At 71.2% G+C, this 13,607-nt stretch carries 15 protein-coding genes; 11 read left to right on the top strand and 4 right to left on the bottom strand.

Annotated elements, in window-relative coordinates; all coding sequences use genetic code 11:
- Window positions 1–26: 26 nt before the first annotated feature.
- On the bottom strand, window positions 27–500 hold the full coding sequence (locus ACWCPM_RS21255; RefSeq protein ID WP_450977781.1) for a carboxymuconolactone decarboxylase family protein: 474 nt from the start codon (window positions 498–500) through the stop codon (window positions 27–29).
- 362 nt (window positions 501–862) lie between these two features.
- On the opposite strand from ACWCPM_RS21255, the gene ACWCPM_RS21250 reads away from it, so the two are divergent.
- On the top strand, window positions 863–1,348 hold the full coding sequence (locus tag ACWCPM_RS21250) for an RrF2 family transcriptional regulator (protein ID WP_450977780.1): 486 nt from the start codon (window positions 863–865) through the stop codon (window positions 1,346–1,348).
- Between the two features lie 380 nt (window positions 1,349–1,728).
- On the opposite strand, the gene ACWCPM_RS21245 is transcribed toward ACWCPM_RS21250, so the two are convergent.
- On the bottom strand, window positions 1,729–2,049 hold the full coding sequence (locus tag ACWCPM_RS21245; protein WP_450977779.1) for a hypothetical protein: 321 nt from the start codon (window positions 2,047–2,049) through the stop codon (window positions 1,729–1,731).
- A gap of 350 nt (window positions 2,050–2,399) precedes the next feature.
- Here ACWCPM_RS21245 and ACWCPM_RS21240 point away from each other — a divergent pair, with 350 nt between their 5' ends.
- The 4 genes from ACWCPM_RS21240 to pspAB all read left to right on the top strand — a co-directional run bounded on the left by ACWCPM_RS21240 (window position 2,400) and on the right by pspAB (window position 5,806).
- On the top strand, window positions 2,400–2,657 hold the full coding sequence (locus ACWCPM_RS21240) for an SCO2583/SCO2584 N-terminal domain-containing protein (RefSeq protein WP_450977778.1): 258 nt from the start codon (window positions 2,400–2,402) through the stop codon (window positions 2,655–2,657).
- 34 nt (window positions 2,658–2,691) lie between these two features.
- Window positions 2,692–4,182, top strand: coding sequence for a hypothetical protein (locus ACWCPM_RS21235; protein WP_450977777.1), 1,491 nt, complete (start codon window positions 2,692–2,694; stop codon window positions 4,180–4,182).
- 119 nt (window positions 4,183–4,301) lie between these two features.
- Complete coding sequence (gene htpX / locus ACWCPM_RS21230; RefSeq protein WP_450977776.1) at window positions 4,302–5,219, top strand: zinc metalloprotease HtpX; 918 nt, start codon at window positions 4,302–4,304, stop codon at window positions 5,217–5,219.
- 2 nt (window positions 5,220–5,221) lie between these two features.
- Entirely contained in the window at window positions 5,222–5,806 is a 585-nt protein-coding gene (gene pspAB / locus ACWCPM_RS21225) for a PspA-associated protein PspAB (protein WP_450977775.1), read from the top strand.
- Between the two features lie 65 nt (window positions 5,807–5,871).
- On the opposite strand, the gene ACWCPM_RS21220 is transcribed toward pspAB, so the two are convergent.
- Window positions 5,872–6,159: a hypothetical protein gene (locus ACWCPM_RS21220; protein WP_450977774.1), complete on the bottom strand. Its 288-nt coding sequence runs from the start codon at window positions 6,157–6,159 to the stop codon at window positions 5,872–5,874.
- Window positions 6,160–6,268: 109 nt separating this feature from the next.
- Between ACWCPM_RS21220 and ACWCPM_RS21215 the strand changes: the two genes are divergently transcribed.
- Complete coding sequence (locus ACWCPM_RS21215; protein ID WP_450977773.1) at window positions 6,269–6,547, top strand: hypothetical protein; 279 nt, start codon at window positions 6,269–6,271, stop codon at window positions 6,545–6,547.
- 101 nt (window positions 6,548–6,648) lie between these two features.
- Here ACWCPM_RS21215 and ACWCPM_RS21210 read toward each other — a convergent pair whose 3' ends face one another.
- A complete protein-coding gene (locus tag ACWCPM_RS21210; RefSeq protein ID WP_450977772.1) occupies window positions 6,649–6,963 on the bottom strand; it encodes a hypothetical protein in 315 nt (104 codons plus the stop codon).
- Window positions 6,964–7,458: 495 nt separating this feature from the next.
- On the opposite strand from ACWCPM_RS21210, the gene ACWCPM_RS21205 reads away from it, so the two are divergent.
- The 5 genes from ACWCPM_RS21205 (at window position 7,459) to ACWCPM_RS21185 (ending at window position 13,576) form a co-directional block, all read left to right on the top strand.
- On the top strand, window positions 7,459–8,142 hold the full coding sequence (locus ACWCPM_RS21205) for a hypothetical protein (protein WP_450977771.1): 684 nt from the start codon (window positions 7,459–7,461) through the stop codon (window positions 8,140–8,142).
- 317 nt (window positions 8,143–8,459) lie between these two features.
- Complete coding sequence (gene glnII, locus ACWCPM_RS21200) at window positions 8,460–9,488, top strand: glutamine synthetase (protein WP_450977770.1); 1,029 nt, start codon at window positions 8,460–8,462, stop codon at window positions 9,486–9,488.
- A 385-nt stretch (window positions 9,489–9,873) separates the two neighbouring features.
- Complete coding sequence (locus ACWCPM_RS21195) at window positions 9,874–10,584, top strand: winged helix-turn-helix domain-containing protein (protein WP_450977769.1); 711 nt, start codon at window positions 9,874–9,876, stop codon at window positions 10,582–10,584.
- 80 nt (window positions 10,585–10,664) lie between these two features.
- Window positions 10,665–11,666 carry an SDR family oxidoreductase gene (locus ACWCPM_RS21190; protein WP_450977768.1) on the top strand — a complete coding sequence of 334 codons (1,002 nt, stop codon included), beginning with the start codon at window positions 10,665–10,667 and terminating at the stop codon, window positions 11,664–11,666.
- Window positions 11,667–11,989: 323 nt separating this feature from the next.
- The gene (locus tag ACWCPM_RS21185) at window positions 11,990–13,576 is read left to right on the top strand and encodes a DUF1996 domain-containing protein (RefSeq protein WP_450977767.1); all 1,587 of its coding nucleotides are present in this window, start codon (window positions 11,990–11,992) and stop codon (window positions 13,574–13,576) included.
- Window positions 13,577–13,607 lie beyond the last annotated feature (31 nt).

The raw sequence follows: 13,607 nt of genomic DNA, 5'->3' as shown, positions 1-13,607 counted from the left end.
ACGTCAAGGTGGGAACGGCGTGCGGCTCAGCCGAACATGCCCACGTAGTAGCTGCCGGCGGGCTGCTCGACCATGACGTTGATGCGGTTGTAGGTGTTGATGATGGCGATGAGCGAGATCAGCGCGACGAGCTGCTCCTCATCGAAGTGCTTGGTGGCGTTCTCCCAGACTGCGTCAGACACCCCGCCGGCCGCGTCGGCGATGCGGGTGGCCTGCTCCGACAGCTCCAGGGCGGCGCGCTCGGAGTCCGTGAAGACGGTGGCCTCACGCCACGCCGCGACCAGGTGAAGGCGCTGCGCGGTCTCGCCGTGGTGGGCGGCGTCCTTGGTGTGCATGTCGGTGCAGAACCCACAGCCGTTGATCTGGCTGGCACGGATCTTCACCAGCTCCTGGGTCAGGATCGGCACACCCGCCTCCGACGCCACCTTCGCAGCGGTGTTGACGTGCTTGAGGATCTTGCCCGCAAGGGGGTGGGCGAAGAAGTTCAGCCGAGGTTCCATGGTGCGCTTTGTCCTAATCTGTCGTGCTTGCCATTGAGGCCCGAGCCTCCCGTACCCGCGACCGCTCGGTGGGGTCCCCCCTCGTGGGGGCAGGAGGGGACACCGCGGCCGGATCACCCGTGAGGGCGATATTGAGGACACTATGTATCGCCGATAGATGGTGTCAACTTTTATCCGCGGGTGGCTGCCGAAGTGCCCGCCGGTCCGCGCTGGGACGACTGGTGGGACTCGGGGCATCCATGGCTTCGCTCCGGGCCTTGTGAGCCATCGGGGGTCACCTCGCCGTCCCCGTCGGGCACGATCGGAGGGGGTGGGGCGAGACACTTTGACTTAGATAATTCAGGACACATAACCTCTTGGTTATGTACATGAGCAAGGGCGTCGAGTGGGCCGTGCACACGCTTCTCAACCTGGCGATGCTCGGCGATGACGATCCGGTGGGGAGCGCCCAGCTTGCCGCCGCTCACGAGCTGCCTGCGGCCTATCTCACCAAGCAACTGCACTTGCTGGTGAAAGCCGAACTCCTGACGTCCACCCCGGGGCCGCGCGGTGGGTTCAGGCTGGCCCGCGACTCGGACTCGATCACCCTGCTCGATGTCGTCCTGGCCATCGAAGGAAACGAGAGCCTCTTCCGCTGCACGGGAATCACCCAGTGCGGGAAGATCGCCGAGATGCACACCGGCGGCGGCAGTTCCGCCCCTTGCGCCGTCAAGCGAGCCATGTACCGGGCCGACCTGGCCTGGCGTGAAGCCCTCGCGGCACAGAAACTCTCCGATGTCCGCAGAGAACTCGACATGGATGACCCCGCCGTGGCGAGAACCGTCCGCAGGGCGTTCGGCCGAGAGTGAGTGCGTCATGGCCGACCGAGCGGGGTTCCAGGCGACCGCCGCGGATGATCATCCGGTGGCTGCGCCGTGCCGTCGCTTCTTCGACGCGTGACCGAACCTCGCCGGAGCGCGAGCCGCACGGACGTGGGCCGCGCTGACGCGTGAGACTCTTCGAGGGCGCGGGCGCAGGGCGCTCGGAGGTCGCTCGGAGGTCGCTCGGAGGTCGTTCGGAGGTCGCTCGGAGGTCGCTCGGAGGTCGTTCGGAGGTCGTTCGGAGGTCGCTCGGAGGTCGTTCGGAGGTCGTTCGGAGGTCGTTCGGAGGTCGTTCGAGGGCCGCCACCTGGAGTGCTCCAGGTGGCGGCCCTCATCCGTCCGCCCCGGACGGGGCGGCGGCTGCCGCCTCAGCGGACCACGATCACGACGGGGCCACCACCGCCGTAGCCGCCGTAGCCCCCATAGCCGCCATAGCCGCCATAGCCGCCACCGCCGTACCCTCCATAACCGCCGAAGCCCCCGAACCCCGCGAACCCGTTGTAGTAACCGAAGTTGTTGTAACCCCAGCCGCCGCGGTTCCCCCAGTCGTCGCCGCCCCAGTTCGAGGGCACGCTCGTGGTGGGGGTGGCCGCCGAAGCGGTGCCGGCTGCGCCGATCGCGGCGCCGCTCGCCATCAGCACGCCGATGGCGGACGCGGCGAACAGACGCCGTACACGTGGTGCGTTCATGGAAAGACCTTCCTGCCATCCCATCGTGCGGAGCACGAGCCGGACGGATGGCCGCGGCCGCCGGAGAAGTTACGGCGCGGTCGTCGGTGTCGCCGCCTGACTACGAGGCGTGCGCATCACCCGCGGTCCGTGTGGCATGTGGGCTGTCGGATGTGTACAGGGTGTCGCCGGGTGAAGCGCGACCTGGCGAGCAGCTCCCTCTCCAGGCTAAGCCCGCAACCGATCACACGGCATCCTCAGCCGTTCGGCGGTACCCGGCGGATCCGGCGGCCGCTTTCCGGGCTTCCCCTGATCACCGGTCACAGGGGATCATCGAACAGCAGACCGATGTTCGAGAGAGGTGCACGGGGATGTCCGAACAGGACGGCACGGAGCGGGAGTTCGATCTCAGCTGGGCGGACGACGCCGAGCACAAGGAGCCCTCGGCGCGGGCCCGGATGCTCGCCGCCCGCTGGAAGGACGACCCACCCGCGCCGGTGCCGTTCCGAGCCGCCCCCGAACACCTGACCCGCCGTCGGTCGTCGTGGGTGTCGACGGTGGTGGTGCTCGGCTGCGTGGCCGCGGTGATCGCCCTGCTGGGGTACATGAACTTCCGAGCTCCGTACTAGACCCACGCGGGAACAGAATGAACGCGGGAACAGAATGAACGAGGACATCCGGGCCGGTGAGACAGCGGCGACGCGGCTGGCGGCGGGCGCGGCGCTGCACGAGACCCTGGACACCGCCGATCCCGGCGCCTGGACCGGGCTGGACGCCGGTGTGCGCACCGCCGGCCGGTACCTGATCGAGTCGCTGCCGAACCGTGCCTGGGTGGCGAGCCTGAGCACACCGGCAACGGACCGGGCCACTCCGGGCGGGCCGCCCGCGACCGCCATCGTGCCGGACCCTGCGCGCGGCACGACACCGGCGCGGACCGTCGAACCGGTCGAGTCCTGGCTCGCGCTCGCTCTGTGCCATCCGGACGGACGAGTCCGCGAGGCCGCGCTCACCCGGGCCGCGGAGTACCCGGCGCTGCTCCCGCTGATCGTCGTGCGGAGCAGCGACTGGGTCGCGCCGGTGCGCGAACGCGCCCGGCGGCTGCTGGGTCGGACACTCGGCCCGGAGACCGCCGCCGCCCTCGCCGCGCTGGTCCTGCGCGTCGGCCGCCGCGAGCGGGGCGCCTTCGCCGTCGGTCTGCTCCGTGACGCGCTCCGCCGCGCACCGGCGTCCCTGTTCGCCGACCCGGACCGCTCCGTGCGCCGGTTCGCGTACCGGCTGGCCGTCGAGGAACGCCTCCTCTCCCCCGCCGAGCTGGCCCGCACCGCCGTCCAGGACAGCGACACCGTCGTCCAGGAGCTGTGCGCCGACGCCGCCCTCGCCGCGATTCAGGCCGGTGGCGACCACGACGACGTACTCGGGACGCTGCTCGCGGCGCGCGGGCCGCGGGTCCGCGCGGCCGGGGTCACCGGGCTGCGGGCGGCGGGGCGGCCGGAGGCGGCCGCGACGTTCCTCGCGGACCGGGCAGCCGTGGTCCGGGCCTGCGCCCGCTATGTCGTACGGCAGTACGACGGGCAGCCGGTGGAGTCGTACCGGCAGTGGTGCGCGGACCCGGCCGAACCGGCGTTGCCTCCCGGCGCGGTGATCGGGCTCGCGGAGTGCGGGGACCGGACGGATGCCGGACTGCTGTGGCCGCTGCTCACGCATCCGGTGCCGGGAGTGCGGGCGCGGGCCGTCGCCGGACTGCGCCTGCTCGACACGGTGGACGTACGGCGGCTGTGGCCGCTGCTCGACGATCCCGCACCCGCAGTCGTCCGCGAGACGGTGACCGCTGTGCTGCCCTCCGCGCGGGAACTGCCCGCCGGCGCGCTGATGGAGCGCCTCGGGCCGAAACGGCCGCCGCATGTGCGGGTCGCGGCGTTTCGGCTGCTCGACGCGTGCGGCGGCGTCGTGGGACTGCGGGCCGCGGTCGCCCTGCTGGACGATCCCGACGTCAAGCTGCGTGACCGCGCGGGGCGGGCGGTGCAGGGCTGGCGTCCGGCGCCGGACCACGTGCCGGGGGACGCCGAGGTGGGTGAGCTGCTCGACCGGGCACGGCATCTGTTCAGCGATCATGGGCTGAAACAGCGTAAGTGGGAGGCCGGGATCGCGGGGTGAGGACCGGAGGCAGGGCTTTGCCCGGGTGAGGGGTGGGGGCGACCGCTTCTTGGTGTGTACGGGTGCACACTGGCAGTGGGCCCGGGCGATTGCCGGGGTCGTAGTGCGGGGTGATGCACATGCGGAGCCGCTTCCGGAGCGACCGACAGCTGACCGTACGGATGACGGTCACCCTGTTCCTGCTCGGATTGCTGTACGTGGCGTTCGTCGCCGCGTTGATCGCGTTGCTGAAGTCCTGGGTGCTGGTCGTCGTGGTCGCGGCGGCGCTGCTCGGCGCCCAGTACTGGTTCTCCGACCGGGTCGCGCTCTACGCGATGCGCGGACGGGTCGTGGAACGCGAGGAGTACCCGGAGCTGCACGGCGTGGTCGACCGGCTGTGCGCGGTCGCGGACATGCCCAAGCCGGTGGTCGCCGTGTCCGGCATGGAGATGCCCAACGCGTTCGCGACCGGGCGCAACCCCGACCACGCGGTGGTCTGTGTGACCACCGGACTGCTGCGGCGGCTGGAGCCGGCGGAACTGGAGGGAGTGTTGGCGCACGAGCTGTCGCATGTGGCGCACCGGGACGTCGCCGTGATCACGGTGGCGTCGTTCCTCGGCGTGATCGCGGGGCTGATCGTCCGGTTCGCCTTCTACTCGCAGCTCTTCGGCGGCGGGCGGCGCGACCAGAACACCGCCGTGGTCTTCCTGGGGATCATGGGCGTCTCCGCCGCGGTGTACGCGATCAGCTTCCTGCTGATCCGGGCGCTGTCGCGGTACCGGGAGCTGGCGGCCGACCGCGCGGCGGCGCTGCTGACCGGACGGCCCTCCGCACTGGCGTCGGCCCTCACCAAGGTGACGGGTGACATCGCCCGGATTCCGACGAAGGACCTGCGGACCGCGCAGGCCTTCAACGCCTTCTACTTCACGCCGGCGCTCGGCCGCGGGCCCAATCTCGCACGGCTGTTCTCCACACACCCGAGCCTGGAGCAGCGTCTCGAACAGCTGGGGCGGATCTCCGCCGAGCTGGGCGAGGCCGCGGCTCCCGGAAAGGGGTGACCATGGGCCTGCTGAACATCCTGCTCGGCCGTACGCAGCCGGTCGCGCCCGATCTCGACCGGCTGTTCGCGCTGCCCTCGGCGGCGGTGACGCTGGAGGCTGCGGCCTCCTTCACACCGACCGGCGACGGCGCGGTGTGCTTCGCGACCGTCGAGGGAGCCGCGTTCGACCAGACGCGCCGGGAGGTACGCGCGCTGCTGGACGCGGACACCGAGCGGACCGGGCCACCGGTCGAGCTGGAGCGGGACGCGTACGGCTACTCGTGGCTGGTCTCCCGCCGCGCTTCCGGTGAGCTGCCGCAGCTCGTCAACGATCTGCACGCGGTGAACAGCTCGATGGAGATCAACGGCTTCGGCCCGCAGTTGCTGTGTTCGCTGGCGGGCTTCCGTGACGAGGCGGGGCGGCGGCTGGCGCTGGTCTATCTCTACAAGCGCGGCACCTTCTACCCGTTCGCGCCGCTGCCCGGCGGTGGGCAGCGGCGCGACAGCGCGCTGGAACTCCAGGTGAGGGCCGCGCTGGCCGGTGATCTGCGGATGGAGGAGGACCTGGGGCGCTGGTTCCCGGTGTGGGGCGCCCCAGGCATGTGACCCCGGGCCCGGGGCGTGGAACTGCGAGGTGGCCCGGGGCCGGGGGGTGGCCCGGGGCCGGGGCCCTACTTGGCGCTTCGCTCCCGCTCCTGACGGCGGGACTCCCGCGGCCGCTCGCGGCGGTAGCGGCGCTCCCACCTGGCCTGCTGGTCACGGCGGTCGCGGTACGCCCTGTAACTCGTGGGCGCGGGCCCGGGCGACGAAGGGGTCGAAGGGGCGGAGGGCTTCGTTGACGCGTCGCGCCCGTACCGCACGTAGAGGACGAGCACGATGACCGCGGCCAGCCAGTAGAGGTGGTTCCCGAATCCCAGGACGACCAGGACGACCGTCCCGGAGATGATGATGGTGCCCATGACGGGACTCCCGGGATGTATGGATACGTGTTTGTCCGTGCACAGAGCGTAGCGTCAGGAGGGTGGGGGGTCGCATCTCCTTTTCCGTGCGCGGTACGGACGGGGGGCCGTGGGTGCGGGGCGCGTCGACTTCCTCCCTCTGCCGGCCCGGCCGGGTACAGACGCGGTGATCCCGGCGGCGGAGACGGAAGCGATCGAGGGCGCCCTGTCGTGCAGCGCCCGGTACACGCGCTGCGAACTGCCGGACGCGGACGGCTCGCTGGGGTTGCGGTTCCTCGAACACGGGGACGACCGACGGGCGTTCGCGACGGAGGTGCTGCGCGGGTGGGGCGATGTAGGCACGGGTGAGGGACGATCGTCGGTGCCGGCCAGCAGGGCGTCGTCCTGAGCGAGGGGGGGAGCGCGCGGGGCGCCTGCCGCGCCCCGCGGCGGGCAGCGGACGCCGGGTGCCGACCTGGATATCGGCACCCGGCGCGACGGCTCACCGGTTCAGCGCGTGTACCGCATCAGTGCCCGGACCATGTGACACGTCGTGTCCGACGGCGGGTGGACGCCGATGAGGTCGGCGGTGCTGCGGATCGTCTCGTTGCGCGCCTGGTTCGGCATGTACACCCCCGAGTCGAGCAGCGCTATCGCGAGGCGCAGCGCCTTGAGCCGGCGGTTGTGCGAGATGTACCAGTCACGCGGACGCCCCGGCGGCAACGGCCGCTTCTCCACGGGTGTGCAGGGAAGCTCGAGCGGGACGGGGCGTTTCGCGGTGGACTGGGTGGGCAGCGTCTTCGGCTTCAGTGCGGCAGCGGGCACGGGCATCCTCCTGTCGCGGTCAGGGTGCCACCGGACACCCCGGCGACACCCTCGAACACTGCTTCCATTCTAGTGCCTGGCACTGACATCCAGGGCGCCCAGGACGTCCAGTAAATCGCCTGGTCAGCAGGCAAATTGTCACCGTGTCACACCTGGTCCGGGAGAGATGCGCGAGACGACGACAGATTCGAACAGAGACCCGGGGAGGCACAGCGCGAGCACCCAGGGGGTGCCGCACACCTGAACCACGGCAGCAGGCTCGTTGCGCGCGTCCAGCGTGATCTGCGGATCGTGCCGCCGAGAGGCTCGGGCAGCCCCGCCACCGCCCTCCGCCATGACTGCCGGAGTCGGTACCGGCACCGCCACCAGCACCAATGTCGGTCGTCAACTCCCGTGTGACGCAAGTTACTTCAACATACTTCCGTAACCACTGAGTAACCCCGTTCGGCATCTCGTACATAGCGGCGTACGCTCCCCTACCCCCAGGAGGCGCGCATGTCGCGCAGGAGAACTCTCAGCACGAAGAAGAAGCTGGCGCTGCTGATCAGCGCGGCCACGGTGGCGGGCGGTGGCGCGTTCGTGATGGCGAGCACGTCGAACGCCTCGCAGTCCGCGGCGAACTCGACGGCCTGCCAGGGCTTCGCCACCGCCCTCGGCAACAACCAGCGGTTCATCGCCGACCAGCGGGCGAACCCGGACGCGCAGTCCGCGGCCAGAATCGCCAACCGCGAGGCCGTCATCGCCCAGATCCAGCTGCAGCAGAAGGCGGCCGGGTGCGTGGTGGGGGAGTCGGCTCAGGGCTCCCAAGCCGCACAGCCCGGCCAGCAGGGCAACGGCGCGGGCCAGGGAGCCGGACAGGCGGGCGGCGGCGCTCAGCAGTCCGCGCCGCCCGCCGCCCCGGCCGCTCCGGGTGGCGGCGGAGGCGCCGCCGGGCAGCAGGTCTGCAACGGCTCCACCGTGACGCTCTCCGGCGAGGCCGGCGCCCCGGCCGCGTCGAGCAACCAGTTCCCGGCGGGTACGAAGCTGAAGGTCACCAACCTGGACAACAACAAGTCCACGACGGTGGAGGTCACCTCGGTCTCCGGCAGCTGTGTCCTGCTCAACAACGCGGCCTTCGAACAGGTGCGTGAGCCCGGCAAGTTCCTGATCCGCCGGGCCGTGATCGAGAAGGTGGGGTGAGGCCCTACATACCGAGGACCCGGTGAGGCGGCGGCCCGACCAGGGCCGCCCCGTGTATGTGTCACAGGTCCTGCCGCTCGCGGCCACGAGCGGCAGGACCGGCGGCGCATCGCATACGAGCCGCTCGCGCCCACGCGGCGGCGCCTCACACGAAGAGGTGGGTCACGGCATCGCCAGGTAACACGGGGTTCACAACCGGGCAATGATCGGGAAATCGCCTGTTGACAAGCTGCCGGACATGCAGAACGCGGCACCCCGGTGCCGTAGCGCCGCAGCACCCGCAAGCGCGCCCAGACCCACCCCGAAGGATGTGGCCCGTGACCTTCAAGGCTGAGTACATCTGGATCGACGGCACCCAGCCGACGGCCAAGCTTCGTTCCAAGACGAAGATCCTGGCCGACGACGCCAAGGGCGCCGAGCTGCCGATCTGGGGCTTCGACGGGTCGTCCACGAACCAGGCCGAGGGCCACGCCTCGGACTGTGTGCTGAAGCCGGTCTTCTCCTGCCCGGACCCGATCCGCGGCGGCGACGACATCCTGGTGCTCTGCGAGGTCCTGAACACCGACATGACCGCGCACCCGTCCAACACGCGTGCCGCGCTCGCCGAGGTCGCCGAGAAGTTCGCCGCGCAGGAGCCGATCTTCGGCATCGAGCAGGAGTACACGTTCTTCGACGGCACCCGCCCGCTCGGTTTCCCCGAGGGCGGCTTCCCGGCCCCGCAGGGCGGCTACTACTGCGGTGTCGGCGCCGACGAGATCTTCGGCCGCGACGTCGTCGAGGCCCACCTGGAGAACTGCCTGAAGGCGGGCCTGGGCCTGTCCGGCATCAACGCCGAGGTCATGCCCGGCCAGTGGGAGTTCCAGGTCGGCCCGCTGTCCCCGCTGGAGGTCTCCGACCAGCTGTGGGTGGCCCGCTGGCTGCTCTACCGCACCGCCGAGGACTTCGGCGTCTCCGCCACCCTGGACCCCAAGCCGGTCAAGGGCGACTGGAACGGCGCCGGCGCGCACACCAACTTCTCCACCAAGGCGATGCGCGAGGGCTACGACGCGATCATCACCGCGTGCGAGTCGCTCGGCGAGGGCTCCAAGCCGCTCGACCACGTCAAGAACTACGGCGCCGGCATCGACGACCGTCTGACCGGCCTGCACGAGACCGCCCCGTGGGACAAGTACTCCTACGGCGTCTCCGACCGCGGTGCCTCGGTCCGCATCCCGTGGCAGGTCGAGAAGGACGGCAAGGGCTACATCGAGGACCGTCGCCCGAACGCCAACGTCGACCCCTACGTGGTGACCCGTCTGCTGGTCGACACCTGCTGCTCCGCCCTGGAGAAGGCCGGCCAGGTCTGATCCGTCCGCTCCGCCGTGGCCGCTCCGCGCGGTCGCGTGCTCGGCTCCTTCAGGGGGCGTCCGCCGAACCGGTGGGCGCCCCCTGTGCCGTGGGCGTCGGGCGGCGGGAACCGGCCAAGGAGGAGTCCGAGGTGTGAGAGGCCGGTCCGGTTCCGGGCGGCGTCTGCTTCAATGGCGTACATGGTCGGCTTCCAGAGGTTCTCCGCGACGGGTCGCCATGACCTCGAGCCCTTCTGGCCCTCCCGTCAGCACCACGACTTCGACCGGGTGTGTTGCCGCGCGACGACCGCGCCGGCCCTCTGACGCCGTCCCACGGCCCTCGGTGCCTGCGCGAACAAGGCCCTCTCCCCTGACGGACCTCTCGCGCGAAATGAGCTGACCTCCCATGGCGATCCCTGGTTCTGTGTCCCGCCCCGTCTCCCCTGTCGCCCCCGTCTCCCGCCCTCTCTCCCCCGCCTCCGCTCCCACTCCCGCTCCCGGCGGCCCCCGGCACCGGCTGCGAGCCGTCGACCCGGACGAGGTGAGGGGCGTCCCGGGCCTTGCGGACCTCCTCCCGCCGGGTGCCACCTGGCTGCCCGCACCGCAGGAGACCCTGCCCTCCCTCCCCGGGCGGCCACCCATGGTCGGGTACCTGGTGCTCGTCCCCGCGGACCGGCAGCCGCTTCTCCCGCCGTCGGCGGTGAGCGGCCCCATGTCCGCGGAGCTCCTCATCGGCACCGGCACGGACACCGGCGCCCTCACCGGAACCAGCACCGGCCCCGGCACCGGCACCGGCACCGGCACCGGCACCGGGGCGGACCTCGACACTCCCATCCGTGTCGACCGCCAGCGGCGCACGGCCGAGGTGGCCGGGCGGGAACTCGACCTCACCTACCTGGAGTTCGAGCTGCTCGCCCATCTGGTGGCGCACCCCCACCGGGTGCACACCCGGGACCAGCTGGTCACCACGGTGTGGGGCTACGGGCACATCGGCGACGGCCGCACGGTCGACGTCCACATCGCCCGGCTCCGACGCAAGCTGGGCGCGGAGCACCGGCACGCGATCCTCACGATCCGGCGGGTGGGCTACAAGTACGCGCCGCTCACTAAGAACTGACGGTCCGTCGCACCGCCCCCTGTCTGCCCTCGGCAGAGCGCGCTTCCCCCCGCGCCCCGCCCCGGGGCAGAGTCCACCCCATGAGACTGCTGATGCTGGGTGGTACGGAGTTCGCGGGGCGGGCCGTCGTCGAGGCCGCCCTCGGACGGGGCTGGGACGTCACCGTCTTCCACCGGGGCGGACACGCGGCCCCGCCCGGTGTCCGCGAGGTGCTCGGCGACCGCACCGCGCCGCACGGGCTCGGCGGGCTGGCGGACGGCGAGTGGGACGCCGTCGTCGACACCTGGTCGGCGGCGCCCCGGGCGGTGCGGGACACGGCGCGGCTGCTGCGGGGCCGCGCCGGCCGGTATGTGTACGTGTCGAGCTGCTCGGTGTACGCCTGGGCACCGCCCGCCGGGTACACCGAGGACGCGCCGCTCGTCGAGGGCGCCGAGGCCGGCGCGGACCACACCGACTACGCCCGCGACAAACGGGGCGGCGAGCTGGCGGTCGTCGAGTCCTTCGGCGCGCGGCGTTCGCTGCTGGTGCGGGCCGGGCTGCTGCTCGGGCCGTACGAGAACGTGGGCCGCCTGCCCTGGTGGCTGAACCGGATCGCCCGTGGCGGGCCGGTGCTGGCGCCGGGCCCCCGCGAGTTGCCGGTGCAGTTCGTCGACGTCCGCGACCTCGCCGAGTGGATCCTGGACGGGGTGGAGCGGGAGCTCGACGGTCCCTACAACCTGACCGGCCCCCGCGGGCACACCACCATGGGTGAGCTGCTCCAGGCGTGCGTACGGGCGACCGGCGCGGCGGCGGAACTGCGCTGGACCGCGCCCGAGGTGGTGCTGGGCGCGGGGATCGAGCCGTGGAGCGGGTTGCCGGTGTGGGTGCCGCCGGGCAGCGGGCTGCACGACGCCCTGCACGGCGCGGACGTGTCCCGCGCGCTGGCCGCCGGCCTGCGCTGCCGCCCGGCGGGCGAGACCGTGGCCGACACGTGGCGCTGGCTCGGGGAGATCGGCGGGACGGCACCGCAGCGCCCGGACCGACCCCCGGTGGGCCTCGACCCGGAGACGGAGGCGAAGGTCCTCGCGGGCGACGGGGTGTAGGTCGGGGCGGCCGAGGAATGGGGCCGCGGCACACCGCGTCGCGTCGGATCGTGCGGGCGCGGAAGCCGCCGAGGAGCGCGGACACCGGCGGGCACGGCGCGGGCCCCGCCCCGCGGCGATCGCGGCACCCCACCCGTTCACTCGCCGTGGAACACCGGCAACTCGTGGTGTTCCAGGGGCTGTTGATGCACAGAGTCCTCACGAACTTCTCAACTATTTCCGGGACGGTTGAACACCCGTGGGACGCGTCGCGTATCTGAGGGAGCCGCTTCACTCCTGTCGGGCGCCTCGATGCTGCCCCGCAAGGAAGTCAGAGGAGTTCCATGGGACGCAACACACGCAAACGCCGTACGCCGCTGGCCACCAAGGCCATTGCCGCATCGGCTGCCCTAGCGCTCGGTGGGGGCGGGCTTGTCTGGGCCAACTTCTATGCCTCGGCGGACGAGGACAACGGCTGGAACAGGACGAAGGCGACCGCGGCCCAGGTGGCCACGATCGACTGCCCCGACGTCGGCCAGCAGATCTCCGAGGTGCCGGACCAGGCCCGTGGGGAGGTGGACGGCGAACTGGCGACGCTCGACCAGCAGATCACCGAGGCCTACCAGCGGCTCGCGGCCACGCGGGACGCGCAGGCGAGGGACGGGAGCTTCGTCCAGAACACCATCCTCGGCCCGCTCAAGGACCGGCGGCAGGTGATCATCGACCGCATCCAGCTGGAGATCAACCGGGCCGGCGGCAGCGCCTCCGAGCAGTTGGACAGCCTGTCCCCCTGCACCGGAAAGCCCGCGCAGACCACCGACGGTCAGCAGGGCGACGGGCAGAACGGTGACGGCCAGCAGGGCGACGGCGATCAGAACGGCGACGGCCAGCAGGACGGCGGGGACCAGAACCAGGGCGGCGACGGCCAGCAGGACGGCGGGGACCAGAACCAGGGCGGCGACGGCCAGGAAGGCGACGGCCAGCAGGGCAACGGCGGCCAGGCCGGCAACGGACCGGTGGCCGCGGACTTCCAGGACATCACCACCGTCCAGCCGAACTCCCGCAACCTGCCGAACGGGCTCGCCGCGAACGGCCGGGGCGGCTCACGGGGCAGCTTCACCACGAAGTGCGGCACGAACTCGAACGACAACCACAACACCGACAACGTGATCGTCGCCCCGGGTGTCACCAACGGCGCCCACCACCTGCACGACTACGTCGGCAACCAGAACAACGACGCGTTCGCGAGCGACGACGACCTGGCGGCCGCCGACACCACCTGCCAGAACCGGGGCGACAGGTCGTCGTACTTCTGGCCGGTGCTGCGTCTGCAGGACGGCTCGCAGGACTTCGACCAGAACAACGCCGGCGGTGGCACCGAGGGCAACGTGGGCACGATCCTTGAGCCCAAGGTCGCCCAGCTGAAGTTCGTCGGCAACAGGACCGGCCGGGTCGTCGCGATGCCGCGGGCCCTGCGCATCATCACGGGTGACGCCAAGTCCTTCGTCAACGGTCTGGCGAACGCCAACACCGCCTGGACCTGCACCGGCTTCGAGGACCGCCAGCTGACGGACAAGTACCCGCTCTGCCCCGGCGGCAGCGACGTGGTCCGCCTGTCCAAGTTCCAGAGCTGCTGGGACGGCCAGAACATCGACAGCGCCAACCACCGCACGCACGTGGCGTTCGTCCAGGGCAACGGGGCCTGCCCGAACGGCTTCCGGGCCATCCCCCAGCTCCAGGTCCGCCTGGTGTACGACGTTCCCACGCCGACCATCGAGAACGGGGTGGTTCAGAACCCCTTCGCGGTGGACTCGTTCCCGGAGCAGTTGCACAAGCCGATCACCGACCACAACGACTTCATCAACTTCTTCTCCCAGAAGACGATGAACAAGATGGTCAACTGCATCAACAGCGGCCGCAAGTGCCAGTGACGCGGCGGTAGCACCACGAAGAACCGGCGGC

Source organism: Streptomyces sp. NPDC002309, from assembly GCF_053593375.1.
The sequence above is the reverse complement of the archived record's forward strand: the minus strand, read 5'-3'. Positions and strand labels throughout refer to the sequence as shown.